This window comes from Nostoc sp. DedQUE05 (assembly GCF_034530955.1).
GTDB lineage: Bacteria > Cyanobacteriota > Cyanobacteriia > Cyanobacteriales > Nostocaceae > Nostoc.
In genome coordinates, this window is the sequence record NZ_JAVRCB010000007.1 from 67337 (window position 1) to 92899 (window position 25563).

Annotated in this window: 20 protein-coding genes; 11 read left to right on the top strand and 9 right to left on the bottom strand. The window is 42.2% G+C overall.

The genetic code is table 11. From position 1 onward, the window contains the following. Positions 1–63 precede the first annotated feature (63 nt). From RMZ42_RS07050 to psb27, 3 genes are all read left to right on the top strand, one after another. A complete protein-coding gene (locus RMZ42_RS07050; RefSeq protein ID WP_322670736.1) occupies positions 64–1233 on the top strand; it encodes a hypothetical protein in 1170 nt (389 codons plus the stop codon). A gap of 273 nt (positions 1234–1506) precedes the next feature. Further along, positions 1507–2652 carry a 7,8-didemethyl-8-hydroxy-5-deazariboflavin synthase subunit CofH gene (cofH, locus tag RMZ42_RS07055; RefSeq protein ID WP_322670737.1) on the top strand — a complete coding sequence of 382 codons (1146 nt, stop codon included), beginning with the start codon at positions 1507–1509 and terminating at the stop codon, positions 2650–2652. A 267-nt stretch (positions 2653–2919) separates the two neighbouring features. After that, positions 2920–3324, top strand: coding sequence for a photosystem II protein Psb27 (gene psb27 / locus RMZ42_RS07060; protein ID WP_190240755.1), 405 nt, complete (start codon positions 2920–2922; stop codon positions 3322–3324). 176 nt (positions 3325–3500) lie between these two features. Here the strand turns inward: psb27 and RMZ42_RS07065 are convergent, their stop codons facing one another. Together RMZ42_RS07065 and RMZ42_RS07070 are read right to left on the bottom strand one after the other, a co-directional pair. Then, on the bottom strand, positions 3501–4115 hold the full coding sequence (locus RMZ42_RS07065; RefSeq protein ID WP_322670738.1) for a hypothetical protein: 615 nt from the start codon (positions 4113–4115) through the stop codon (positions 3501–3503). A gap of 218 nt (positions 4116–4333) precedes the next feature. Beyond that, the gene (locus RMZ42_RS07070) at positions 4334–5992 is read right to left on the bottom strand and encodes a tyrosinase family protein (protein WP_322670739.1); all 1659 of its coding nucleotides are present in this window, start codon (positions 5990–5992) and stop codon (positions 4334–4336) included. A gap of 676 nt (positions 5993–6668) precedes the next feature. Between RMZ42_RS07070 and RMZ42_RS07075 the strand changes: the two genes are divergently transcribed. Further along, positions 6669–6890, top strand: coding sequence for a hypothetical protein (locus RMZ42_RS07075; protein WP_322670740.1), 222 nt, complete (start codon positions 6669–6671; stop codon positions 6888–6890). Positions 6891–7304: 414 nt separating this feature from the next. Further along, positions 7305–8801, top strand: a complete 1497-nt coding sequence (locus tag RMZ42_RS07080; RefSeq protein ID WP_322670741.1) for a family 10 glycosylhydrolase — start codon at positions 7305–7307, stop codon at positions 8799–8801. A 111-nt stretch (positions 8802–8912) separates the two neighbouring features. Here RMZ42_RS07080 and RMZ42_RS07085 read toward each other — a convergent pair whose 3' ends face one another. The 4 genes from RMZ42_RS07085 to RMZ42_RS07100 form a co-directional block, all read right to left on the bottom strand. After that, positions 8913–9539, bottom strand: a complete 627-nt coding sequence (locus RMZ42_RS07085) for a chloramphenicol phosphotransferase CPT family protein (RefSeq protein ID WP_322670742.1) — start codon at positions 9537–9539, stop codon at positions 8913–8915. Between the two features lie 318 nt (positions 9540–9857). Next, positions 9858–10454, bottom strand: a complete 597-nt coding sequence (locus RMZ42_RS07090) for a molybdenum cofactor guanylyltransferase (RefSeq protein WP_322670743.1) — start codon at positions 10452–10454, stop codon at positions 9858–9860. Between the two features lie 100 nt (positions 10455–10554). Beyond that, complete coding sequence (locus tag RMZ42_RS07095; protein WP_322670744.1) at positions 10555–12612, bottom strand: thioredoxin domain-containing protein; 2058 nt, start codon at positions 12610–12612, stop codon at positions 10555–10557. Positions 12613–12957: 345 nt separating this feature from the next. Then, on the bottom strand, positions 12958–13113 hold the full coding sequence (locus tag RMZ42_RS07100; RefSeq protein WP_322670745.1) for a hypothetical protein: 156 nt from the start codon (positions 13111–13113) through the stop codon (positions 12958–12960). Positions 13114–13590: 477 nt separating this feature from the next. Here RMZ42_RS07100 and clpP point away from each other — a divergent pair, with 477 nt between their 5' ends. Both clpP and RMZ42_RS07110 read left to right on the top strand, forming a co-directional pair. Next, the gene (gene clpP, locus RMZ42_RS07105; RefSeq protein ID WP_322670746.1) at positions 13591–14202 is read left to right on the top strand and encodes an ATP-dependent Clp endopeptidase proteolytic subunit ClpP; all 612 of its coding nucleotides are present in this window, start codon (positions 13591–13593) and stop codon (positions 14200–14202) included. Between the two features lie 646 nt (positions 14203–14848). Continuing rightward, positions 14849–15322 (top strand): hypothetical protein, encoded by a 474-nt coding sequence (locus RMZ42_RS07110; protein ID WP_322670747.1) that lies wholly within the window; start codon positions 14849–14851, stop codon positions 15320–15322. Positions 15323–15724: 402 nt separating this feature from the next. Here the strand turns inward: RMZ42_RS07110 and RMZ42_RS07115 are convergent, their stop codons facing one another. Together RMZ42_RS07115 and RMZ42_RS07120 are read right to left on the bottom strand one after the other, a co-directional pair. Then, positions 15725–16579, bottom strand: a complete 855-nt coding sequence (locus tag RMZ42_RS07115) for a hypothetical protein (RefSeq protein ID WP_322670748.1) — start codon at positions 16577–16579, stop codon at positions 15725–15727. Positions 16580–16680: 101 nt separating this feature from the next. Beyond that, on the bottom strand, positions 16681–17565 hold the full coding sequence (locus RMZ42_RS07120; RefSeq protein ID WP_322670749.1) for a hypothetical protein: 885 nt from the start codon (positions 17563–17565) through the stop codon (positions 16681–16683). Positions 17566–18593: 1028 nt separating this feature from the next. Here RMZ42_RS07120 and RMZ42_RS07125 point away from each other — a divergent pair. From RMZ42_RS07125 to RMZ42_RS07140, 4 genes are all read left to right on the top strand, one after another. After that, positions 18594–20948: a ribonuclease R family protein gene (locus RMZ42_RS07125; protein WP_322670750.1), complete on the top strand. Its 2355-nt coding sequence runs from the start codon at positions 18594–18596 to the stop codon at positions 20946–20948. A 17-nt stretch (positions 20949–20965) separates the two neighbouring features. Beyond that, entirely contained in the window at positions 20966–21586 is a 621-nt protein-coding gene (locus RMZ42_RS07130) for a flavin prenyltransferase UbiX (protein WP_179065018.1), read from the top strand. A 624-nt stretch (positions 21587–22210) separates the two neighbouring features. Continuing rightward, entirely contained in the window at positions 22211–23791 is a 1581-nt protein-coding gene (locus RMZ42_RS07135) for a group II intron reverse transcriptase/maturase (RefSeq protein WP_322670751.1), read from the top strand. Between the two features lie 315 nt (positions 23792–24106). Beyond that, on the top strand, positions 24107–24808 hold the full coding sequence (locus tag RMZ42_RS07140) for a LapA family protein (protein ID WP_322670752.1): 702 nt from the start codon (positions 24107–24109) through the stop codon (positions 24806–24808). 19 nt (positions 24809–24827) lie between these two features. Here the strand turns inward: RMZ42_RS07140 and RMZ42_RS07145 are convergent, their stop codons facing one another. Further along, on the bottom strand, positions 24828–25022 hold the full coding sequence (locus RMZ42_RS07145; protein WP_322670753.1) for a hypothetical protein: 195 nt from the start codon (positions 25020–25022) through the stop codon (positions 24828–24830). Positions 25023–25563 lie beyond the last annotated feature (541 nt).

The window sequence follows — 25563 nt, forward strand, 5'->3', positions numbered from 1 at the left end:
TCCACTGCTATGAAAGCTTAACTTGCAGAAATTACATAAGTTTCACATTTACCGTAAGTTTGTATGAAAAAATATCGACTTTTTGGAGTTATCAGCGCTGTTTGCATTGTTTTGTCAGTTCTTTATTCCTTTGTGGGAAACTCCCAAGTTCCTACGTCCAGAGTCCTACTTTCTACCAACCCACCTTTAGAACGTATTCTCCCCTTTGAAGCAGAAGCAGAAAAACCACAATCTCCTGTTAATTTGACTTTACAAGCTGTTGATGCTGCGGGTAAATCTTTAACAAATGCCAAAATTAATTTACAAATTCTGACACCGCCGCGTAATCCTTGGTTAACAACAGATTTTCCCATTGTTGAGGGGACAAAATTGTTGGAAATAAATGCTAATGCACCTGATGGAAAGTTAGAAATTCAGCAGATGTTACCCATCCGTGGTAATTACCAACTGTTAGTTAAAGTGTCACCTTTAGTAGCAAACACTTTTGCTGCTTATGAACAAAGTTTAAATATTAATGTCCACGAAAATCCCATCAAATATAAATATTTTGCTGTAATTGCAGCTATTTTACTGTCACTTGGATTGTTGGGTGGTTGGATTATTGGCGGTCAAGAAGAACTACAACAAGGAGAAATTGCACCACAGTCAGTCCGCCTTTTATTAAGTGCATTAACTGTAGTGGCTATAGTAACCCTATTAGTTATCAATATTAGTGCAGAAGTTGCAGAAGCTCATGGCAGCGGACATCACTCAACTAGTACTGAAACGATCGCACCATCATCTCAAAAATCTCAGGGATTAGAAATCAATCTAGAGGGAGATAAAAACGCAACTGTCGGAAAACTTGCGAATTTAGCGTTACAAGTGAAAGATGTTACAACCGGACAACCCATAACAGATGTAGCTTTGCAGATAAAAGCGATCGCCACAGAACACAATTTGACAGTCTTTGACTATAAAGGTATTCCCGACGAACAAGGGAAGTTAACATGGCTAGAACAATTTTTTGATGGTTCACCCCACAAAATCGAGGTGGAAGCCACTCCTATAACAGGATCTAGCCGTCAATTTACACCAGTGAAGGTAGCGCAGGAAGTTGAAGTTGAAGCGATCGCACCACCAATTTACATCCGATTAATTGGTTTATTTTACTTTACAACCTTTGTCGGCATTGGTATGGCGATTGGATTGTTAATACAACATCGACGAAAACCACAAACAAGGACAAATTAGTAATATCAAAATTGTACTAAAGATTCCTGCTAATCCAAAGATGTAGATTAATCTATTAAAATAGTTGTGGTTGAACCACAACTATTTTTTTATTAATGGGTTTTATCAACTATAAAAAGTAGTGTTATGGGATAAAATAAGCTCTTTTAACAGCTTTCAAGGTAAAACTTCTGTTCAAATTTGGGATTTTCAATAAATTAGTATATTTATTAAGTAGAATTTTATTATTTACAAGCTCATAAAATTAAGATTTACCGAGAAATTAAGAAAGTAATGCTGACAAAAATTGCGTTTGAAACAATTCTGGAACGTGCTTTGATGGGATACGACTTATCCCCGGAAGAGGGAGTCGTATTGTTACAACAAACAGAGCCAGAGGCGATCGCAGCAATACGTACTACATCCGATACACTCCGCCACACACAAGCAGGCGATACTGTCACCTACATAATTAACCGTAATATTAACTTTACTAATATTTGTGAGCAGCACTGTAGTTTTTGTGCTTTCCGTCGAGATGATGGTGATGCCGATGCATACTGGTTAAATTCGGCGCAAATTTTGGAAAAGGCGACAGATGCAGTAAAACGGGGTGCAACAGAAATCTGTATGCAGGGGGGATTAAATCCACAAGCACTGATAAATGGTAAATCTTTGCCCTATTATCTCAAAGTCGTAGAAACCATTAAACAGGAATTTCCCCACATACATTTACACGCTTTCTCTCCCCAAGAAGTGCAATTTATCGCCAGACTTGATGGACTGGAATATGCTCATGTGATTGCTGCTTTGCGCGATGCTGGTGTTGGCTCAATGCCGGGAACAGCAGCGGAAGTATTAGACGATGAAGTAAGGCGGATATTGTGTCCAGAGAAGATTGACACAGCCACTTGGCTAGAAATTGTCAGCACCGCTCACAAATTAGGCTTGCATACCACTAGCACCATGTTATCTGGGCATATTGAAACCCACGAACAGCAAATCGGACATTTAGAAAAATTGCGATCGCTCCAAAAAACCGCCATCAATCGGGGATATCCAGCTAGGATCACAGAGTTTATTTTATTGCCTTTCGTTGGTCAAGAAGCGCCCAAATCCTTACGTCGCCGTGTCGGACGCGATCAACCAGTTTTAAGTGATGCACTGCTACTAGGAGCCGTCGCGCGGATTTACTTAGGTAATTGGATTCCCAACCATCAGCAGAGTTGGGTAAAACTGGGGCTTGCAGGTGCAGCAGAATCCTTAGCTTGGGGTTGCAACGATATCGGCGGCACATTGATGGAGGAGCATATTACCACAATGGCAGGTGCTTTGGGTGGTACGTGTATGGAAGTGGAAACCTTACAAACTGCGATCGCTTCTTTAGGAAGACCTTACCAACAACGAGATACTCTTTATCAAAAAGTTATTAGTCGTTAGAAATTGGGAATTGGGCATTGGGCATTGGGCATTGGGCATTGGGCATTGGGCATTGGGCATTGGGCATGGGAAAGAGGCAGAGAGGAAAGATTTACTACAACTTCTCCTCTGCTCCCCTGCTCCCCTGCCTCCCCTGCCTCCCCTGCCTCCCCTGCCTCCCCTACCCCTCTGCCTCCCCTCCCCTGCACTCCACACTCTTTACTCAATTGATCCCCAAGTTACCAATCCAAGATAGGATGGACGTTGATTTACGTATTCTTTTACTTAATGCATATGAAGCGCTATTGGTCGCGTTTGCTTGCGCTGGTTTTGGTTGTAGCTATCGGCTTAATGGGTTGTTCTGGCAGTCCAGATAGTTTGACTGGGGATTATCGTCAAGACACCTTAGCTGTGGTCAATATTATGAGACAAGCTCTGGATCTTTCACAAGATTCACCAGACAAAGCAGCAATTCAAGCAGAAGCGCGTCAAAAAATTAATGACTTTTCAGCTCGCTACCAGCGAGTTAACTCTGTTTCTGGTCTTGGCTCGTTTACAACTATACGAACAGCCCTCAATTCTCTGGCTGGACATTACAGTTCTTACCCAAATCGTCCTGTACCCGAAAAACTCAAAAATCGTCTAGAAAAAGAGTTGCAGCAGGTAGAGACAGCGTTAAAGCGTGGCGGTTAACTATTTAATTACTAGTTCGTAATTCGTAATTCGTAATTAAAATGGCTACAGAGCTAACACTGATTATAAATATGAATTACGAATTAGTTTTACCACTTTGTTGAGTTGATCTGAGTCAAAGTTGAAAATTTTCAATATTGTTTATGTAGCCAGAGCTGCACACAGGCTCAAGCGACTCATAATTTTGATAGTGCAACCCGATCGATAACAAGCTCTGTGCTTGAATGACCTTGGTCGCGAATGAAAGTCAATGTTAAATTTGGAATTTTTGACGGTTTTACGCGCTTTTGCACCTGCTTAATTAACTCAGGTGTAATATCAAAATTAAACTTTTTTATACCTTGGTTTGGACTTGGTACATCAAAGAAATTAGCTGAACCGATATAGTAAGTATCGATATCAGCGATCGCTTTGAGGCTTGGTAAATTAAGATAAACGCTGTAGTTTCCTATTGGCTCACCCTGATAAGCGACTTGAATTTCCAGCAGATAAACTTCCTCAGACCTAGCTGTATCAATTTCCAGAGGGGTAGATAAAGGAAAAGTTACTTGCGTTGGTGTCAATGGATTATCTGTCAACTTTGTTTTAACCTGTTGAGAGGAAATAAACTTTGCTTGCCGCTGCTCTTGAGTTGCAAGATTAAAGGATGATTGGGTATTCACTAAAACCTCATCTTTCCAATTAATTTGGCGAATATTATTTTGAGATACCTGTACGTGTGTATTATTTAAATTAAGTATATTCAAAATAGTAAATATGATTAAAAACAGAGTAAAAATCAGCTTGGTCATAATTTAACTATTCATAATGTAAGTTCTTTGTCAATAGTTACTTACTGTTTATTAAATTTTACTGCAAAGATAACAGAATGGTGTTGTTGGCAAATTCAATAGCTTAGTGACAAATAGATGAAAGCGATCGCATACCTCATATAATTGAAGCGAGATAAACGCGATCGCCTTGAATTCACTCAAAGTCTTTCAAACTGCTTATATAAGTCAGATTTTAGTTACGCTAATTTGCGTAGCGTAATATTCTCAATGTAAATTTCCTGCGAACGAGCAGTACTGTCTGAGACAAACTTTATTTCTATATTTTCTGTCTGAGGCTCTTTCAATTCAGATAACTGTGCATTCACTTCTTTAGTGACATCAAAAACAAAGGTTTTACTGTTTGCATCTTCGCCATGCACATCAAAGAAGTTAACAGAACCAACATAGTAGCGATCTATATCGCTGATTATGCTAGAGATCGACTTGGTACGGGGCAAATTGACATAAACGTTATAGTTGCCGATTGGTTTTTCTGTGAAAGACAATTTAACTTCCAGCAAATATAGTTCCTGTCCCACGGATTCGTTTGCAGTCCGAGCATCTAATAATACTGGAATTTTTTGCAGAGGAGTAGATAATGGCACAGTCACATCTGTCAATTTATTTAAGCTCTGATGAAGTTGTTGCCCATCAGCCAGAACAGAAACGGGTGAGGCTAGTCTAGCCCTCAATTCTGTTGGTTTTATGACAACGCTTTTAACAAGTGCTACTTTTGCATCTGGATCTAGCCGATCGTATTTATAGTCCACACTATAAACTGCATCAATGACTGATTGGGGAGTGTTGTGACTCACTAGATTACCATCTTCATCAGCAAAGGTATAGATTGGGGCTAAATTCGATGGTAGGGGCAAATCCTCCGGTTTCGCTTGTCTAGCTTCTTTTTGTTCTGGGTTTGTTGGTGCTTTTTGCCAAGACTCCCAATAGCGATCGATGCTAGAATGATGTATCCAAAAGATAGTATCGAATCCAGCAGTACCAACATCTCCCATTAGCCCGATTTGAGCGGGAGCAGGCTGATTATTCCAGATAGGATTGGCTGCATCACCAACATCACCACCTATGTAACCATGCATTTCACCATGAGGTGAATTCTCAATTTGATTACTAAAATTGAGAGGCGATTGATTAAAAATATTAGTCTTGTATGCTTTGTTTTTATCCTTCTTAATCTGTTGTTGTTCGATTTGTTCAACCGCTCCACCAACAAAATTGAGGACACTATTTCTCAAGTTTGTATATAGAGAGCTAGATGTGATAAATTCCGGTGGCATGGTTCTTTTGTCTGCCCTAGTGTAGTCCCAGTATGGAATTGCAAATTGAGGATCTTTAGAGAGTTTACGAACAATTTTTTCAAAGTAAACTAAGTAAAGTCGATGCCAAGGTAAAAAGTTCTTGCCAGCAATTTGAGCTATGGGTAAGTTTAAATTTTGATCTTGTCTTCCATGAGTGCAATGTTGCCAAGCCTCTAACAGTTTTTGTACCTGTTGTTGCTGCTGTGGATCGTTGAATGCAGCTTCAGTATATTTGTTACAGAGTGAGTTACTCTGGGGAAAATTACTCAAACCTGGAGTCCAATGGATTGCACCTTGGTAATACCAACTTTTAGAATCTTGACAGGCCAAAGCTCGCATTTGTGCCAAGGCATTTGCCAATGAGTTTAAATCCTTTTTACCTTTTTCAGAGAAAACACTACTGCGAGTATATTTTATCTGCTTCATTTGCACACTTTGGATATTTGGCTGGAAAGATTGGGCATAGGCTTTACTTGGCCCTAGCAGGATGCTGACAGTAGTAAATATTGCTAAAATCAAAGCGATCGGTAATTTATTCATAATTTTATTGAGCGTTTGAGTAGCATAGAAATATACGGATATAATCTAAGATATTCCGCATTTTTAAATATTTTTTGGTTGATTCAGCAAGAAAAAACAAGTATTTTATTCCAGCTGCTACTTAGGCAGAATGCTAATATTTGTCTCACAACAAAAAACTACTAATTTATCAGAGTTTTTAAATGGGGAATATACATTGATATTAAGTATGACAGTATGTCATATTTCATTAAATCAGAAAAAAATAATTATGTATTTATTGTGTCCAGAGTTTATTCTATTTAACAAAATACTTAAGACTTCTAAATATAGCGGTTCAAAACTGCGTAGGTTTTGAGAAAAAGTGAAAGGAAAAATAAAAAAGCTTTAACCTAAACTCAATTCCAAGTTAAAATGCTTTATCTTAAGCAGTATTGATAGTACAATATGCTTGGCTTAAAGGTTATTGGTGTAGATAATTGGTCTTTCAAGACGCGATTTATTGCGTCTCTACATCTGGGTTTTCTTGCTCATTCTGAACTGTATTGATTGATGTGAGTAGAGATTGAATGGTTAATTTTCGGCTGTATCTTATTTTTGAGAAATAACTGCTCCAAGGTACAGAGAACTCTGAGTGGCAGCTTCCTTCACTCAGAACTTTGGTGGAGCTAGGGGAATATAGAGTTTGAGAGCTATTTTGCGTAAGCCTCCGAAAGACAAGGAAGGAAGAAGTAGCGTTGATTGCACAATTTGGAGTTCCCCAAGTGGCGAAACCCACGCTCCTAGAGCCATTCATCCCGATAACAGACCGCTGTTTGTGGTAGGGTTAATCAACAGTGAGCTTAGTAGTGAATGCATTGGTGCTATACCAATCGCCACAGAGCCAACTGTTCTGCCTAGTCAATGGCTAGTCGATTAAAGTTATAGCTGAAGCTGAAGGTGCATCCAAGTTAGTTACTGAGTCAGAGAGTTTATTATTTTACATATCTAAATTTTCTCAAACTTTTGTAGTGGGCTGGAAAGCCAGCTCAGTTAGCGACTTCCAGTTTAAAAAACATCCCATCCCTGCGGGACGCTTTGCGAACGTAGGGGTACAATGTTTACAACTTATACAAATGTAAAAATAATTTTGGATAATTTATTTTTTGTCAGTTCCTTAATGTAATTTCAATGTGGAACAGCTTATAAAAAATATGGCAACAGAAATACGTGTTTAGGAGTCTTGAAAAAGTAGGTTTCAAAATCTTTGTTACTGAACTATAAATTTTGATACACATTGCCCACAATTATCTAAGTTGGGGCCGATGATTATTGTGTCCATCTACTGCTAGATATGTCTAACCGTCCCTTGAACTTTGCAAGATCGATATTATTTTGGCGGCGCTTATTTGCTGTTGTTTTTACTAGTAGTTTTTTGCTCCCCAACTTGGGAAGCGAACCAGCAAGGGCGCAAGTAACTGAGTATTGTCAGTTATCATCAGCTGCGGCGCAAGAAAAAGAAAGCTTACGTTTGTCAGCGCTTAAAGGCAAACAAGATGCTCAAACGCGCTACCAAAGCATAATACAAGAACAGGCGCAGAAATTAAAGCAATGTCGCTCTCGAACTTGGCCGCAAACTCAAGCCCTTTGGTTACGCTTGTATCCGTGCGATATTCAGCCAGGAATAATCGATCAGGTTATGGATCGGATTGTTAATGGTGGCTATAACCAAGTTTATATAGAAGTATTTTACGATGGACAGGTACTATTACCAGCAAGAGCTAACCCGACAGTTTGGCCTGCTGTGATTCGCACTCCAGGGGCAGAAAATATTGATATACTCGCTACGGCAATTAAAAAAGGTCGGCAACGTGGTTTGAAGGTCTATGCCTGGATGTTTACCACAAATTTCGGCTATACTTACGCCCAGCGCCCAGATCGAGAAAGTGCGATCGCTCGTAATGGCAAAGGTCAAACAAGTTTATACGTGGTAGATAATGGCTCTCAACTATTTATCGACCCCTACAACCTGCAAGCAAAACGAGACTACTACAAATTGGTACAAGAAGTTTTGCGCCGTCGTCCAGATGGCTTGCTATTGGATTACGTGCGTTATCCTCGCCAAGCTGGAAGTGATTCTATCGCCACTAAAGTTTCAGATTTATGGCTATTTAGTCCCGCAACCCAAGAAGCTTTATTTAAACGGGCACAGAATTACAAAGGGCTGGACTTGATTCGCCGCTTTTTGAGTAAGGGATTCGTCACTCGTGGAGATGTAGCTGAAGTTGATAAGCTTTATCCCCAGGAAGGAGAACCCCTTTGGCAAGGACGCATCCCACTAGCGCAAAAGTCAATCCTGCCTGCAACCGATAGACAACCAGTTTTACAATGGGAGTTATGGCAGCTTGCCGTTGCCCACGCTATGCAAGGAATTCTAGATTTTGTCACCATCGCTAGTTACCCTGCAAAGCAGCAAGGTGTTTCTACAGGAGTGGTGTTTTTTCCTGATGGCAACCAAACTGTTGGACAAGGGTATGATTCCCGTTTACAACCTTGGGATCGTTTCCCCAATACATTAGAATGGCATCCTATGGCTTATGGGAATTGCGGTAATGCCAGTTGTATCGTGTCGCAAGTGCAAAGGGTTTTGAGTATGGCAAAACCAGGTACACAGATAATCCCAGCTTTAGCCGGTCAGTGGGGAAAATCTGTTAGTAATCGTCCATCCCTAGAGGTGCAAATGCAGGCACTCCGGCAATTTGCCCCCCAACTGAAGGGAGTTAGCCACTTTGCCTATTCTTGGCAATATCCTCAGAATGATAGCGATCGCAAATTCTGTCGAGTTAAGTAGACTTTTTGCAGAATTAGTAAAAAGGGATTGAATTTCCCTTTTAACTTTTAACTGATAGAATCACACACTTTACAAATTCATACTAAATATAGTTAACATCATAACTACAGCTTAAGTATAGTGTGTAGCGAGTCGTTGGAATGCCGAGGGTGCTGGACTATCTGCGAGGTACTGGCGTATTATCTCAGCACACGCACCTGGGCTTAACAAAGAGGTATCAACTTCAAGGTCATAGATGCCAGGGATGTGGACTTCACGTTGCCATAACTGAACCGGATGTGGTATTGGGGAGTCAGCTGTACTTCCCACATTCCACCCGGTGTTTTGTCGTCGTTCCATAACGATCTCGATGGGGCAGTGAACGCCTACGAACAAAACCGGCAATCCCTTCAAACGTCGGGCACTATCAGCCAGAATACCCCGCTTTATTGCGTAGGCGTCATGGTGTCCGACATCAACCACGACATTCAGACCCAAACGGCTGTGGGCAGCGATAGACTCATACATAGCACTGTAAAGAATGGGAACAAAGGGTTCGATGTCCTGGCGTTCTCCCCCTGGCCGCAAACCGATCCCAGGGAGGTATCGTGCGGGAGTCATTTGCATAAATCTATCAACACCCAAATTCATCCACAGACCATCAAATGTCTCCTGAATCACTGCGACAATGCTCGACTTCCCCGATCGCGGGACACCATTCAGGATGATAATCTGTCCTAACTCCTGTGTCTGCCCCATGATTCCTCCTAGCATCCTTAATACATATAGTTAGCAGTTCCACGTTAGGGCTAAAACGTTGAATAGGCAAGAATTCAGGAGTCAGAATTTAGAATTCAGAATCAAGACGCTGTGCGTAGCGTCTCTGAAAGAGAAGCCTCTCGAACGCGAGTGCATTTCCTTTTGGGAAAAGAGAAGGCTTTACGCTGCGCTATCCGCCAGTTCTACAGAATTCAGAATGAATTTAGGACTCTTGAATTCTGTTCGATTGTCCGAAAAATGACTTTATTACCAAAGTTTCGGCAGGTTCAGTTCACGATTAAGTCCCTACTTTTCAACTCAATTTAAAGCCAAGTCCTCTGGTGTATTACAGTTAAATAGCATTTCGGGTTCTGCTAAGGGCAAAACTTTTACCGGATATTGCCGAAGCCACTGCTGAAACGATCGCCCGCCTTGGTTGATAAACTCTAGGAGTTGTGGCAGACAGCGACGGCGATAGAAACCACACAGAGGCTCCCAACCTTTGGGATGATAAGCTAAAGCTGCGATCGCATTATCCCCTACGCGATCGAGTTGAGTTATCCAATCTTGCAACACCTCAACCCGCAACCTCGGTAAATCGCAAGCTAGCAGCAGCACCCATTCTGTCTCGACTTCGGCTAGCCCTTGAGCAAATCCAACTAGAGGCCCGTGGGCTAAAGATTCTCCAGACAAAGGCACTTCTCGGATAAACTGACAACCAGGCAAAAGCAAGTCTTGATAGCGTTCTGGCCAGGGAGTTACTACATAAACTGTATCAGCACAGCTTTGAGCAATCCCACAAACTCGCTGCAACAATGGTATCCCTTGAATGGGAATCAAGGCTTTATCTTGACCCATCCGAGAACTCTTACCCCCAGCTAACACAATCGCTGTTAATTCGCTTCTGGTCGTCATAGTTATACATCGAATTGGGGTCTGGGTACTAGTAACTGGGGATTAGGCACTAGAGATAGAGAGGAGAATAATACATATTCAATGCCCAATGCCCAATGCCCTATGCCCTATTTTGACTTTTCTCCACTTGCTGCAATAAATGCTCTACACTTTCTGCTGGTGCAAGACACTTCAAGCCTTGGCAAACTAACCCAACGCTTCCCTCTGGTAAATCAGATGTTATCGCAAACACAGCTGCGGGTAAATACTTGGGAATCAAAGCGTTGATTTGCTCAGTGGTGCTGCGAATCAAGGTAGAATTACGATACCAATCCAAAGCTGTAAACAAGCTGGGACAAGCTTGGGGAGCGCGATGCATTATACTCCTAAAAGCTTTCAAACCAAGTTCCGCTAAATCCAAATAATCTAGATTATCGGTGAGTAGGGCAAGACGGACAAGGTTAGCGATCGCAATTCCATTAGCTGATGGTGTAGCATTATCTGCATAACTCCGCTCTCTGACAATTAAATCTTGACTAGAATCGCTTGATGTGTTATAGTAACCATCTAATTCTACACTCCAGAGAAATTCGTTGAATTCATCTTGGATAGCGATCGCATTTTCTAACCATTGCTTATGCTCAGGGTTGCAAGCTTGTAAATCCAAGAGAGCTTTAACAAACAAAGCATAATCTTCAGACTGCGCTAAAACGGTTGCTTCTCCTTGATAGTTGAGTCTCTGGAAACGTTCATTGACAAACTGATTTTCCAAAATAAAATTCGCCGCTCGTGCTGCTAATTCCAGATATAACGGTTCTTGAAAAACCCCAGCAGCCTTAGCCAGCCCAGAAATCATCAAGCTATTCCAGGCGACAATCATCTTTGTATCTGTCACCGAGGGAATGCGACCTGGCCAGTTAGTAGTTTTTGCTTCCTGGTTGTTACGAGCTGGGGGAAAAGTTTCTAGTGACTCAGAATTAACGCCATAACGGACGGTAAACAGCTTACTCAGTGCCATTTCCAGCGTTACACTCAGTTGACCTGAATTCCTTCTTTGTAAAACATTACGTCCTTCAAAGTTGCCGTTAGGCGTCACCGTAAACTGCTGTTGTAATTGGGTTAATTCTTCAGGCGTTAACAGTTGTTGTAATTCGCTGTAACTCCAGACGTAAAAGGCTCCTTCTTCTGGTTCTACTGCCGTGGATTGGGTGAAGCTATCGGCATCTTGAGCAGCATAGAAGTAACCTTCAGGCGCAGTCATTTCCCGCTTCAGCCATTGTACAGTTCCAGCAACCGCCCTCTCAAAGGCTGGCTCTTGTACTCCTGCACTCCATAAAGAAGCCATATACTCGACAATTTGTCCATTGTCGTAAAGCATCTTTTCAAAGTGGGGTACTGTCCAAGTCGGGTCAACAGTATAGCGATGAAAACCACCGGCTACATGGTCATAAATGCCCCCTAGCGCTAAGTCTAGTCCTCGCTGGGTAGAAACTTGCTTGCCATCATAGCGAGATTCAAAATTAAATCGAGTTCCCCGCAGCGCTAATTCTGTGTAGGGAATCATCGGAAAGCTATTGCCAGATTGATTAGGAGTAATTACACCTGTGCTGGTTTCACAACCTTGGCGGAGTAATTCCCGGTCTTCAAGCTCATCTGTTGTACCGTCTTGCAATACCGCAGACGTGAGCAGAGACTCAATAATTAAGGCTTTGCGTTGCTGTAATTCTGCTTTTTCGGTGTCGTAATAACGGCGAAGGGCTTGCAACACCTGCAAAAATCCCGGACGACCATAGCGCGGGTCTACAGGAAAATAAGTACCAGCGTAAAAGGGCACTAAATCTTCTGGGGAAAGAAAAATATTTAAAGGCCAACCCCCTTGACCGCTCATCATCTGCAAAGCTTGCATATAGATGCTATCGAGGTCAGGTCTTTCTTCCCGGTCTACTTTGATGGGAAGATAATTGGTATTCATGTACTCAGCGATCGCAATATCAGAAAAAGCCTCGCCTTCCATGACAGTACACCAGTGGCAACTAGAATAGCCAATGGAAAGAAAAATCGGTTTATTTTGCGCCCTTGCAGTTGCAAGCGCTTCATCACACCAAGGCCACCAATCAATTGGGTTTTCGGCGTGTTTGCGGAGATAGAGGCTCTTAGCTTCAGCAAGGCGATTAGTCATGATTAAATGCAATTAGTTGCCTTCTTTGCTCAGTCTATCCTGTTCTTAGGAGTGTGAGCCTAGACAGCTATATACATTAAGTAAGAAATTCAACGAGCGAATTATCCCTTTATTTTTAATCTCGCCTAAGTAAGTTGGTGTAAAAAAATGCAGTTTTGTAGTCAGCACTAACTACAAGGCAATTAATTATCCTTATATAAGGGACTTTCAGCAAACGTAGGGGTGCAAGGCTTTGTGCCCCTACAAATCTACAAATAATTTTGGATAATTTATTTTTTCTCAGTCCCTAATAATTGGGTTTATCTACGCCTACTTACTTACACCACTACAACTTATGAAACATTTTTATTGAAAAGATCGCAATAGCAAGCTAACAATATTTGGTGGTGTTTCTCGCACAGGTGATGCTGTCTTTGTTTGTATTAAAGTATTTGGGCTAAGTCCTGCTATCAGATGGAGCAAGAAGGTGATGATGGCGGCTTGCATAAGTTTTTCCAGCATGGCACGTCTCTTGTGAATGGATACCATTTCAACTGTGACTGGTTATTCTAAATACACCTCGTACTCCCGATTTACCGAATCTAACAAAAATAACTTGATAAATGCCGAAGGAAATCCTAAAAAAATGTTTAAAATGTTACTGGTAGTTAACATAATTTCCTAAGCAAATCGGATTTCGGTTATCGGTTTAATCAATACATCGCCAAGGTTGTACAGCAAAGTCCGAGATATAAGATTGGCGACAATTGAAGTTTTTTGATTTATTCTTTCCTAAACCGGGATATTTTCTTAGATAGCTTTTGTCGCTAAAAAGTGCCCTTGGAGGTTGAATCTATTGCAAAAGCAGATTTTGCTCCTTTGGTGAATCAGACAGAATAGCCAAGATTTACTTATATCTACTTGGCAATAGTAGAGATCAGCCCCAGTTTCGTGCTGTCACCGATAAAATGTATTTAAAGTAGCCACAAACACGCTTCCATGATTCCTATCGTTATTGAACAATCGGGTCGAGGTGAACGCGCCTTTGACATCTACTCACGGCTGTTACGTGAGCGCATCATCTTTTTGGGACAACAAGTTGATAACAATATTGCCAACTTGATTGTTGCCCAACTGCTGTATTTGGATGCTGAAGACCCGGAGAAAGACATTTATATGTACATCAATTCTCCCGGTGGTTCGGTGACGGCTGGTATGGGCATTTTTGACACTATGAAGCATATTCGCCCTGATGTCTGTACAATTTGTACCGGATTAGCAGCGAGTATGGGTGCTTTTCTCCTCAGCGCGGGTACTAAAGGTAAGCGGATGAGTCTACCCCATTCTCGGATTATGATTCATCAACCTTTAGGCGGCGCTCAAGGACAGGCGACTGATATTGAAATTCAGGCGCGGGAAATTCTGTACCATAAGCGGCGGCTAAACGACTATTTAGCTGAACATACAGGTCAACCAATTGAGCGGATTGCTGAAGATACTGAACGTGACTTTTTCATGTCGCCAGAGGAAGCCAGAGACTACGGTTTGATTGACCAAGTGATTGACCGTCACGCCGCTGGTAGCCGCCCAGCAGTTGCTGTTCTTAATTAATAGTCACGATTGGTAAATGATGATTTACCACTTTTAATTTCCTTAAACCCTAAAAATAACCCCTTTTCATAACTGAAGAGGGGTTATTTGAGTTACAGCAGTTTTTATGTATTTAGACCACAATTATGAGACCTAACCCCCAGCCCCTTCCCTACTAGCGTTGGGGAGAAAATCAAAGCTTCTCTCCTCGTAGGAGAGAGGAATGGAAGTGAGGTCTATTTGTGGTTCATTTACCTGAAAATAGCTGTAAAAACTCGATTTTAAAGGGTCAAGATCCTATTTGTCGAGATGAAGGTAGTCTCGATCCGGTAGCAGATATTGAATAAATTCCAACTTTTGATTGTCTGAAGATACACATTTCGATCCTGACATAGGATCGTCAAAAGTTGAACCATAATTTGTCGCTTTACACTAGCCTCAAAACTAGTTTGCTGGAGTACAGCGATGTTATCAAAACAAACTTTTTGTGACTAAATAATACCAAGCAATTTGAATTTTATTTTCAACTTCATACTATTAAGGTCTTTTTCAGACTGTATTCTTTTTATTAAAAGCTTAATTTAGATTTAGATTACAAAGACACTAAGTCATTTTGTACAGTGTGTAATACCAAAAATCAATACATTTATCTTTAGGAAGAAACATCATGAATTGCTTCAAATCAAGTCTTAAGCTAACGTTGCTAACTTTATTAACTTGTGGATTGGTTTCCCCAGCTTTTGCGACACCCGATAACGACAATAGTATTTTTGCAGCCGATTTTGAAGGGAATTTGAATAGTGGTCAAGGATTTCTTCAGATTAAAGGCGATGTCACCACCACCGATGACTTAGAAGACTTTAGAAAAGTGCTACTCACGGGGCGCTCTAATTTACGTTTAAGACTGGAAGGCGTTGCCCCGAACGGAGGACGGACAGATTTGTTATTAGTTAGGGATTCAAACAACAATGGTCAAATCGATCGCAATCAAGGCGAAGTGATTGGCCAAAGTCGCGACTCATTTTCCCACCAAATTACACGCCAGAATCTAGCCGCAGGAAATTACTTCGTCATTATCCGAAGCAGACAGTTTAGCTCAAACAAAGTTCAGTATCAAGTCAGTGTAGATGCACGGGTGTAGTCAGTTCTGTAAACTCGCCGATCAAAAGCGCGATCGCGCTTTTGATTCTCAACTCAAGAGGGTATTTTTCCTTCGTTAACCCTAACCCACTAATTGTCTACTTTGTCAATGCATAAGTTCTAGACGAATCAATTCTGGATAGCCCAGGTGCGGTACAATTTCAATTCGCACACGAGGCATAGTTAATCACAGTTTTATTTCCGCCTAAATAATACTATCTTTGGCAAATTCGTATTAGTTATTACTAGGAGTTATGCAAAAATTGCTAAAAAGCTTAATTTATCGAACCACCTTCTCTGTGAGAGGCTGACGCCAAGGCGCAGCGTATCGAAAAGAAGAGCGCCGAGAATTCGTAGAGTGTGCGTAACTCCTAATTACAAATGAAGAATCACAAATGACTAATCAAAATCCCGCTATTGGGTCTGGCTGAGATTGTAAGTATTTGAGAAATCCATGTAATTCTTCTTCAGTCAGCAAAGTCCGCCCGCGCTTACCGTAGACTTTAATCAGATGTTCTCGTCCCTGTTCTGGTGTCCAGCCTAAGCGCTGGATTTCGACATCTGTTTTAGCAATTACATCCGACAAATCTGCTGGTGTTGGTTGAGATGCAAGGGATGCAAGGTATTGCCGGAAGTCTAGTAATTCTGCTTCTGTCAGCAAAGTACGCGATCGCTTACCATAAGTTTTAATCAGATGCTCCCGTCCCCGTTCTGTTGTCCAGCCTAAACGCTGCATTTGGACATCGGTGTTAGCCAATATCTGAGATAAATTCTCAGAAGATATTCTAGTAATTACATTGTCTGATTCTTCTGAGTATGTAGAGAAATTTTGGAACTCTTCATATTCTGCATCAAGATTGCTGGGGTATTCTACTATAGGTTGAGCTTCAAAATATTTGAGTAATTCTAATAGTTCTTCTTGAGTAGGCGAATTCTGACTTTGCTTGCTAGAAGTTGTTGTAACATACTTCTGTTCCTCCTCTTTCATCCAACATAACCGTTCGATTTCAGAATTAATTTGTCCCTGCTGTTCCATCCAACATAACTGTTCGATGTCAACATTAATTTTGGCACTCACAACTCGATTTAATGGTTGAGATTCAAGGTATTGAAGGAAGTCTAGTAATTCTACTTGTGTTAGTAAAGTTCGCGATCGCTTCCCATAATTTTTTATGAGATGTTCCCGTCCCTGGTCTATTGTCCACCCTAGTCGCTGCATTTCAACGTCTGTTTGAGCAATTACTTCAGAAAAATTCACAGGTCATAGCTTCCTTACTGTTTCAAGAGCCTATGTTATTAGTCATTAGCCCTTACAAATGACTAATGACCAATGACAAATGACAAATGACAAATGACTAATCAAAATCCCGCTATTGGGTCTGGCTGAGATTGTAAGTATTTGAGGAATCCGTGTAATTCTTCTTCAGTCAGCAAAGTCCGCCCGCGCTTACCGTAGGTTTCAATCAGATGCTCCCGTCCCTGTTCTGGTGTCCAGCCTAAACGCTGAAGTTCGACATCTGTTTTAGCAATTACATCTGATAAATCCACTGGTTCAGCTTTTTTCTTTCTCTTTCCTGTCACTGACGGGGTAGCGACATTTTCTTGAGGGCTGTAACTCCGGGGTGTAAATGGTGTGACATTGTTGGCAGAAATTGCCGGAAAGGTTTGATTTTCTGGCTGGTTATCAAAATTTATTTCCAAGTTCTCAACTGACGGATCGAATTCTAGCTCCTGCTTGGCAGTCATCGGAAAGTTTTGACCTAAATCCTGACTATAGGTATCGTTTAGAGGCGCAGCATTGCTGTACCCGTATTGTTCCTTACTATTTGTTACTACTTCTGGTTTGATGTTCCGTTCTTTGGAAGGCGGTATAGAGATTTCTTTGTCGCTGACTGCTGGCCACTGACTACTAACAAAATCCTTATCTTTGGCCGAGGAATAAGCAGCAGGCTCACTCAATCCACCTTTAGTATTCAAGTCAGGATTTAGCTGTGCTGGGGAAACTGGACTTGAGGTCAACGCCACTGATTCTAGTGGCGCGTTTGTAATACCCAAAACTATCAGTGCCCTGGTTCTAGCTTGGTCTTCTGCTGCTTCGACTGTTTCTGCTGCTGCCATACCCGTAGCACGGGTTACGCCTTCAATTTGCACGCTTGCCCGAACAATATATTTTCCTTGAAAAATTTGCACTAATTCAGAAATCAAACTGCCTTTGGGATACAAGCTCTGGAATTGAGCCAACATAATACTGCTACCAATCTAAATATTTTTAATAACGGCGTTGATACTGCTTGTATGTTTAAGCTCTATCAGCTGCCCTTACTTTAATTTACATCCACTCGATACCCAGGATGCCTGCCAATATTGCATTTATTCATTTTTAATTGCCTACTATGTATTATCAGCTTCTTGGCAGGCGATGAGTAGGTATAATTCTCTCCTCTAAGCCGTCAAGGTGATATTCTTACTTTGCCTGGTGTCCCAATTGTAGCAGTAGCTCTTTTTTGACGAAATTTTTGGTCAGTGCTAACTTATCTGGGTAGTCTTGCTTGCAATGCTATACTGATTACCCAAGTCTATATCTAGAACTATTTTCTGGAAGTGCGCTCTAAATCTACAATAATGGAGATAAGGTTCGCCCTCGCTGCTTATTAAGCTGCTTACCTAATTGTTACCGATTCTACATGTGGGAAAATTGGGTTCACCAGCAGTTCCTCCTAGTTAAAAATCAGAGTTTAATGGCGTAAAATTACCTTCTCTCTAGACAATCAAACACCTGTAGTTTCCACGCCACTTGACGGCAGTGCGGTCTTGGGGAGACCCCAGACGCTCGCAGACTCGCTAAGGCTTTTAGCGTCTCCCCTTGGAAAAGACCGCAGTGGCTCCCTTGCATAGCGCTTTTGGGCAGTATGGATTCTCTAAACCCAGCTTCTTAAAAACCCGTCGCGTAATTAACTAGCGGGGCTAAATTTTAATCAGGTGTGCAATCTTAAGTTTGGTTAGGTGAAGGGACTTGAACGCAGGCGAATTCTGAGAGCATCGTGCAGTGAGAAGTTTGTAAACGCCCAGAGTTGTCCGTGGGTCGGCTTCTTTGCAAAGGAACTGCGGGAGTAGTTTCCCCCTCTTACTGGGTCGGGCTTCCTTTCCTTAGAACTTAGGAAGCTTGCTTCAGAGCAATTAGTTTCCAGCTTGTTTCTGTAAGCCGTGAGGGTATACAGAAATGAACCAGATTAAACAACAAATGATGTTTTGACCAAAGGTCGGTTCACTGCATGGAATTTTCAATCGCTACACTCCTTGCCAATTTCACCGATGATAAATTGGTAGCTCGGAAGGTTTTAGAAAAGAAACTTGGCTGTGAAGATGAAAAAAGTTTACAAAAACTTCACATTGCCTTAGATGTTCTGGAAAAAATCGGTATTTTAGTGAAGGAACGGGGCAAGTACCGCCGTGTCTCAGAAGAGGGAATAATCGAGGCAAAACTCCGTTGTTCTAGTAAAGGTTTTTGCTTTGCTATTCAAGATGTGGAAGGAGCCGAGGATATTTACATCCGCGAAAGTCATCTGAGCAATGCTTGGAATGGCGATCGCGTTTTGGTAAGAGTTCTCAAAGAAGGCAGTCGCCGTCGCTCTCCCGAAGGTGAGGTGAAGCTGATTCTCGAACGCTCTAACCACACTTTACTGGCACGAATCAAGCAGGTAGAAACTGGTTTTCGGGCTGTGCCTTTAGACGATCGCTTACTGTTTGAACTCAAGATTCAACCTAACGGGGCGAAGTTAGAAGAAGCGATCGATCATCTGGTTCATGTGGAAGTTTTGCGTTACCCGTTGGCACAATATCCTCCCCTTGGTCGAGTGGTGCAAATCCTCGGTAGCGATGCCGAAGCCGCTGCTGATATAGATTTAGTTACGTGCAAACACGACCTTTCCCGGACTTTTCCAGATAATGTTCTAGAAGCAGCTGCGAGGTTGCCCAAAAAGCTCCTGAAAGCAGACCTGAAAAATCGGCTAGATTTACGTAATTTGTTTACTCTCACGATTGAAGGAGTAAATAGCGATACCAAAGTTATAGAAAACGCTTTTAGTTTAGAAAAAAACTTAGCTGGAAATTGGCTTTTGGGCGTTCATATCACCGATGTTTCTCACTATGTCCAACCTGATGAAGCCTTAGATAGAGAAGCACTCAAACGCGGCAAATCAGTATATCTAGGAGAATTGGTGTTACCAATATTGCCCCCAGCAGTAGCAGAACGCTGTTCTTTAGTACCTGGGAGCGATCGCTTAACCATCTCTTTTTTAATTACCATCGATCCCCAATCGGGAGAAGTGCTGGAATGGGAAATTCAACCCAGTGTAATTAATGTCGAAACTGCACTGACTACAGAACAAGCTCAAGCAATTCTCACAGGTGAAGTTGAAGATAAATCATCACAGGTTTTCCAAATCCTGCAAGACCTCCAAGCCTTGCAAACTGCCGTGAAACAGGTACGCTTGACTCGTGGTAGCCTCCAGTTGAATCTGCCGCCTAGCCAAAACGCCTATTATGATGAGGGGATTCTCGGCGCTGTGGTGGTGAATGATTTACCAGTGCGATCGCTACTCACGGAGTTGGTGCTGTTAGTTAATCAACTGTTTGCAACTCACTTAAATGCCCTTGGTGTTCCGGCTATCTGGCGAGTCCAAGGTACTCCTGATGTTGAAGATGTCCAGGAAATGTTGAAATTGGCAGTCAATTTAGGCGTTGACCTCACATTAGATCCAGAAGTCGATATCCAACCCTTAGATTACCAACATTTGACCACAGCTTTTGCTGAATCTCCCTCTGAGCAAGTTCTTACTTACTTGTTACAAGATACACTGAAGCCGTCTGCATACAGTACCACCAAAGGATCTCACTTTGGTCTGGCATTACCGCAATATGTCCACTTTAGCGCTCCCTTGCGGCGGTTCCCAGATTTACTGATGCAGAGAGTGTATTATACGCTACTGGAAAACGGACGCGATCGCCGCAATACCCGTGTCAGAGAGCGGGTTAATCTCCGCCACTCCTCCAGCCACGAGGAAATTAACTGGAACGTTTTACCCCCAGAATTGCAACAAGAACTGCAAAGCGATTTGACTAGGGTAATTGTCCAAATCAACGACCGCGAAAAAGAAGTCCAAGAAGCCGAAGCCGATTTAGCCGGACTGCAAAAAGCCCAACTGATGAAGCAACGCATCGGTCAGGTATTTCAAGGCGTGATTACCGGGGTTCAATCCTACGGTTTCTTTGTGGAAATTGAAGTACCCGCAGCTGAGGTGGAGTCCAGCACTAATCATGGTGTGCCTTTGCGGGTAGAGGGATTGGTACACGTCAGTTCTCTCAAAGATGATTGGTATGAATATCGCGCCAGACAACAGGCACTATTTGGGCGCAAAAATCGCGCTTCTTATCGACTAGGCGATCGCGTCGCCGTGCAAGTTAAGAGTGTCGATTACTACCGTCAGCAAATTGATTTGGTGACAGTAGGCAGCGATGGTGTCGCCAAAGGTTTAACTGGCAATGATTCTCGTGATGACCTTTCAGACCTCTACTTACCAAATGATATGGAGCCTGATGACCTAGATCCTTACTCTGAGGACGAGTAAAATAAACTACAACTTACGTGTCAAATAACACCAAACCTTTAATTTTAGGCGTATCGGGCGCATCTGGTCTGATTTACGCTGTTCGCGCAATCAAATTTTTGCTAGAAGCGGAGTATAGCATTGAATTGGTTGCCTCTAAATCAACTTACATGGTTTGGCAGTCAGAACAGGAAATTCGGATGCCACCAGAACCAACCGGGCAAGAACAATTCTGGCGAGAGCAAGCTGGTGTTGCACTTGCCGGTAAACTCCGGTGTCATCCTTGGAGCGATGTCGGAGCCGGAATTGCCAGCGGTTCCTTTGCCACTCTGGGGATGATGATTATTCCATGCAGCATGAGTACAGTAGCAAAGCTAGCGGTTGGCTTGAGTTCCGATTTACTAGAACGGGCAGCGGATGTCCAACTCAAAGAAGGGCGAAAGCTGGTTATTGTCCCGCGTGAAACGCCTTTTAGCCTCATCCACCTGCGTAACTTAACTTCTTTAGCAGAAGTTGGAGTTAGAGTTGTCCCCGCTATTCCCGCCTGGTATCACAATCCCCAAACCATCGAGGATTTAGTTGATTTTGTAGTTGCCCGTGCTTTAGATCAACTAGATATTGACTGTATTCCAATTCAGCGGTGGCAAGGTCGTCGCTAACGCCCTAAGTGGATTTATTGTAAATTTCACAATAGTCCTAAAAAGGTAATGATAGAGATGGCTGGTGCGATTCGTTGATTAGTGAATCACGGTACTCAGTCCGTAAATAACTAATCCAGCCCGACAGCAGATTACTGTCCTCAAAAGGCTGAACTCTCGGATTGATGCAGGTGCAAGTCCTGTCATTCAGACTCAGAATTGACTCCTTACCTGCCCACACCGAACAAGCTCGGTTCTTGTAGAGTGAAGCTGGGAACAGGGCGCAATCAGACGACCGTTGCGGGTTGACACTGGCGCTAATAGGGAGTTCCTATGATGAAACCGAGCCTAAAAAAGCGACTTATTTGTCGGCAGGGCGCAACGCAAAATCCCTGACCTCACTGGAGTACATCCCCGCCGTACTAACGTCGAGTAACGGCAAGAGTCTAGGGAATCCAGTAGTCGAATTGGCTACATCTAACGGAACAATCAATCTCTCCGAGGGAACGAATAAAAACGAGTTGTGGGTCTAGGGGCTTTTCGTTCCCCAAGTAGCCCAGACGAGCGGAGGAATCCCCACAATTCGGGTAGGACAGACCGTAATTGGTCTGAGGTGTTCAGAAAATACAAACTCTAGAAGAGAAAATGATTAGACACAGTTACAAAACTAGTGAATCTTGGAAAGCCTTACTGTGGAAGAAGTTCCGCCGAAATCTTTTCCGCCTTCAAAAGCGCGTATTCAAAGCTGTTCAAGTTGGTGACAAGCGGAAAGCTAGGTCACTCCAAAAGCTTATTCTAAAATCCACCTCGGCTCGATTTCTTGCAATAAGACAAGTATCTCAGCTAAACGCTGGCAAAAAGACGGCGGGTATTGATGGTAAGAAATTCCTCTCATCTGAAGAACGCTTCAACCTTGAAGAACTACTGAAAATGAATAGTGGAAATTGGAAGCATCAAGGATTACGGGAAATCCCTATACCTAAAAAGGATGGGACAACTAGAATGCTTAAGATACCAACCATTGCAGATAGAGCTTGGCAATGCCTTGCAAAATATGCACTCGAACCAGCACACGAAGCCACTTTCCACGCCAGAAGTTACGGGTTTAGAACGGGGCGCTCTGCCCACGATGCACAGAAATACATCTTTGAAAACCTTAGATCATTTTGCAATGGAATAGAAAAACGAGTAATTGAACTCGATATTGAAAAGTGCTTCGACAGGATTAACCACTCAGCAATAATGGATGAACTCATTGCCCCCAAAGGCTTAAAACTCGGAATATTCCGATGCCTCAAGAGTGGAGTTAACCCAGAATTCCCTGAACAAGGAACCCCACAAGGGGGAGTGGTCAGCCCATTACTAGCAAATATTGCACTCAACGGGATTGAGAGTATACACAGATATCACTCTCAATATAGAGAGGGTAGAAGGATTACACCTAAAACATCGGCAGATAAAATTGCCGAGCCATCAATCCGATACGCGGACGACATGGTTATTATACTCCGACCTGAAGATGATGCAACAGAGATACTTGAAAGAATCAGCGAGTTTCTCCGCAAACGCGGAATGCAAGTAAGCCAAAAGAAAACCAAAGTTACCGCCGCGACAGATGGGTTTGATTTCCTCGGCTGGCACTTTAAAGTCCAGAAAAACGGAAAGTTCAGAAGCACTCCCTCAGTGGACAACTTCAAAGCATTCCGTAAGAAAGTAAAACACATCGTCAACAACTCGAATTATGGTGCTACCTCAAAGGCTGAGAAATTAGCTCCGGTAGTAAGAGGTTGGAGAAATTACCATAAGTTCTGCAAGATGGACGGGTCTAGAGACTCGTTATACCACATCCAAAAAAGAGCTTACACGGTATTCAATAAGGAAACCAAGCAGAACCGCTATTCTAGCAAAGAATTACTAGACAAAGCATTCCCAAAGGTTTCTTACTCCGAAAACAAACACGTTTCTGTCAAAGGAACTAAATCACCTTACGACGGAGATACAGCCTATTGGAGCGAACGTAATAGTAAGCTCTACAACGGCGAAACCTCTAAAGCTCTTAAGAAGCAAAACCATAAATGTGCTTCCTGCGGTTTAAAATTCATCGATGAAGAACGGGTTCACCTGCATCACATCGACGGAAATCACGCCAACTGGAAGAAAAATAATCTGGAAGCAATTCATGAGAGTTGCCACGATTACAAACACATGAGCAAAAGCGCAAGCTAAGAACATCGGGAGCCGTGTACACGGAAACGGGTACGCACGGATCTAACTGAGAGGTGCAGGGAATAATATCCCTCATCGACTCAACCATAGTATCAGTAGTCAGCGAATAGTAATTAACGTAAGTTCGATGAACCTCTCCCGGACAACCTCCCTCTCCCACGGGGAAAAAGAGGAGCAACGATAACATTAGGGTTTTGGCTCCCCTCTGGGTGTCCAAGAGGGGTTGGGGGACAACGTTAATTAGTGAAGAATAACCAGACTGTTCGCTGACTATTGACAACTGACCGCTGATAATTGACAACTGACAAAATTGCTATGGCTGTAATTCGCTTAATTCTATTGGTGGCAGTACTGGGAGGACTAACGCTGTTATTAGTCCAAAATTTCTCACCTGCCCTATCGCTAGTATTTTTGGGCGTGCGAACTCAACCATTACCACTAGCGATATGGATTTTGTTCAGTACTGCCACTGGTGCTTTCACATCGATATTGATTGCTACCTTATTTAATTTATCCAATTATTTTGTAGCAGGACAACGCCAAACTCCTAACAGAAGAACCACCCCTTCAAGTCGTGCGAAGGCAACCCAAAGAGAAGAACCGACATCTCGCCCTGCCAGTCCTCCACCACCAGCTAGTAAAAGAGAAGAGTCTAGCAGTGAGGGATTTGATGATTGGGAGACAAATAGCAGTAGAGATGATGATTGGAACTTTGATGAAAAGTCAGAAGAAGTGCCTATTCCTAATTCTCAAGCTCAACAACCTAAAGACTCAACAACTTACGAACGTCAATCAGAAGCCAAAAGCACTTCTCGGTCTGGTTCAGTTTACTCCTACAGCTACCGCGAGCCAAAAAATACGGCTGCGGGAAAAACTGAATCAATTTACGATGCTGATTACCGAGTAATTATCCCCCCTTACCAGCCGCCAACTACCAATCAAGCCGATGATGATGATTGGGAATTTTTTGAGGATGATGATGATTTTGAAGATGATGGTAAACGCCCCCGTCGGTGAGATGTAGCAGGCTACATCTCTATTTAATGCCACACCGTTCTCTAGATTCCTGCTTGACCCTACCAGTCATGGCAGCTTCTTGCAAAATCATGAAAGCATTAAAATCTTCCAAGTCATATCGGGTAGTCAACAGTTGTCGTAGTTGATCTTCAGCTTCAACTGTCAAATAACCAGTTGCTAAAGCTCTTTCTACAACGTCACGAATTCGAGTCATGGTTGACACCTCATTCATACAATATTTATTCATTCAGGCTTATCGGGGTGGAATATGCAGTAGTCTTTGTGTCGAAATTTCAATTTTTTTGCAAGTTTTTTTTGGGCGATCGCGGTAAATCAGTCATTATTTACACCTTTATTAGAAACATTTAATTGAGCGGGTCTTGTTATAACTGAACTTTTAGAATAACGACCCTGTGCTGTTAGAAACACAGTATTATGTATACTTAAAATTAACCATCAGAGTAAAAACCCTGATTATTCAGATAGACAGATATTGTTTAAATAAAGTTTCAAACAAGCTAGGTTAATTTTTTGGTTAAGCATAGGCATTACTATACAGCAATTACCTAGTTACTTCAGGTAAATTACTACATTCCTAAGAAATTGATTAGTTATTACTGATGGTAATTTCACAGAAGAATCGTTAATTTATTGCCTAAGTTACTTTAAATAGATTAATAACGGTAATTATGTCATTTCGTTCCTCTTAAAATAGAAGATGAATTTGCAGATTTTAAAAATAATTGGAAGTTAGA

Bases quoted from the DNA above. Each gene is read 5' to 3' on its own strand.
- RMZ42_RS07050 (WP_322670736.1), top strand. From the start codon at position 64: ATGAAAAAATATCGACTTTTTGGAGTTATCAGCGCTGTTTGCATTGTT.
- cofH (WP_322670737.1), top strand. From the start codon at position 1,507: ATGCTGACAAAAATTGCGTTTGAAACAATTCTGGAACGTGCTTTGATG.
- psb27 (WP_190240755.1), top strand. From the start codon at position 2,920: ATGCATATGAAGCGCTATTGGTCGCGTTTGCTTGCGCTGGTTTTGGTT.
- RMZ42_RS07065 (WP_322670738.1), bottom strand. From the start codon at position 4,115: ATGACCAAGCTGATTTTTACTCTGTTTTTAATCATATTTACTATTTTG.
- RMZ42_RS07070 (WP_322670739.1), bottom strand. From the start codon at position 5,992: ATGAATAAATTACCGATCGCTTTGATTTTAGCAATATTTACTACTGTC.
- RMZ42_RS07080 (WP_322670741.1), top strand. From the start codon at position 7,305: ATGTCTAACCGTCCCTTGAACTTTGCAAGATCGATATTATTTTGGCGG.
- RMZ42_RS07085 (WP_322670742.1), bottom strand. From the start codon at position 9,539: ATGGGGCAGACACAGGAGTTAGGACAGATTATCATCCTGAATGGTGTC.
- RMZ42_RS07090 (WP_322670743.1), bottom strand. From the start codon at position 10,454: ATGACGACCAGAAGCGAATTAACAGCGATTGTGTTAGCTGGGGGTAAG.
- RMZ42_RS07095 (WP_322670744.1), bottom strand. From the start codon at position 12,612: ATGACTAATCGCCTTGCTGAAGCTAAGAGCCTCTATCTCCGCAAACAC.
- RMZ42_RS07100 (WP_322670745.1), bottom strand. From the start codon at position 13,113: ATGCTGGAAAAACTTATGCAAGCCGCCATCATCACCTTCTTGCTCCAT.
- clpP (WP_322670746.1), top strand. From the start codon at position 13,591: ATGATTCCTATCGTTATTGAACAATCGGGTCGAGGTGAACGCGCCTTT.
- RMZ42_RS07110 (WP_322670747.1), top strand. From the start codon at position 14,849: ATGAATTGCTTCAAATCAAGTCTTAAGCTAACGTTGCTAACTTTATTA.
- RMZ42_RS07120 (WP_322670749.1), bottom strand. From the start codon at position 17,565: ATGTTGGCTCAATTCCAGAGCTTGTATCCCAAAGGCAGTTTGATTTCT.
- RMZ42_RS07125 (WP_322670750.1), top strand. From the start codon at position 18,594: ATGGAATTTTCAATCGCTACACTCCTTGCCAATTTCACCGATGATAAA.
- RMZ42_RS07135 (WP_322670751.1), top strand. From the start codon at position 22,211: ATGATTAGACACAGTTACAAAACTAGTGAATCTTGGAAAGCCTTACTG.
- RMZ42_RS07140 (WP_322670752.1), top strand. From the start codon at position 24,107: ATGGCTGTAATTCGCTTAATTCTATTGGTGGCAGTACTGGGAGGACTA.
- RMZ42_RS07145 (WP_322670753.1), bottom strand. From the start codon at position 25,022: ATGACTCGAATTCGTGACGTTGTAGAAAGAGCTTTAGCAACTGGTTAT.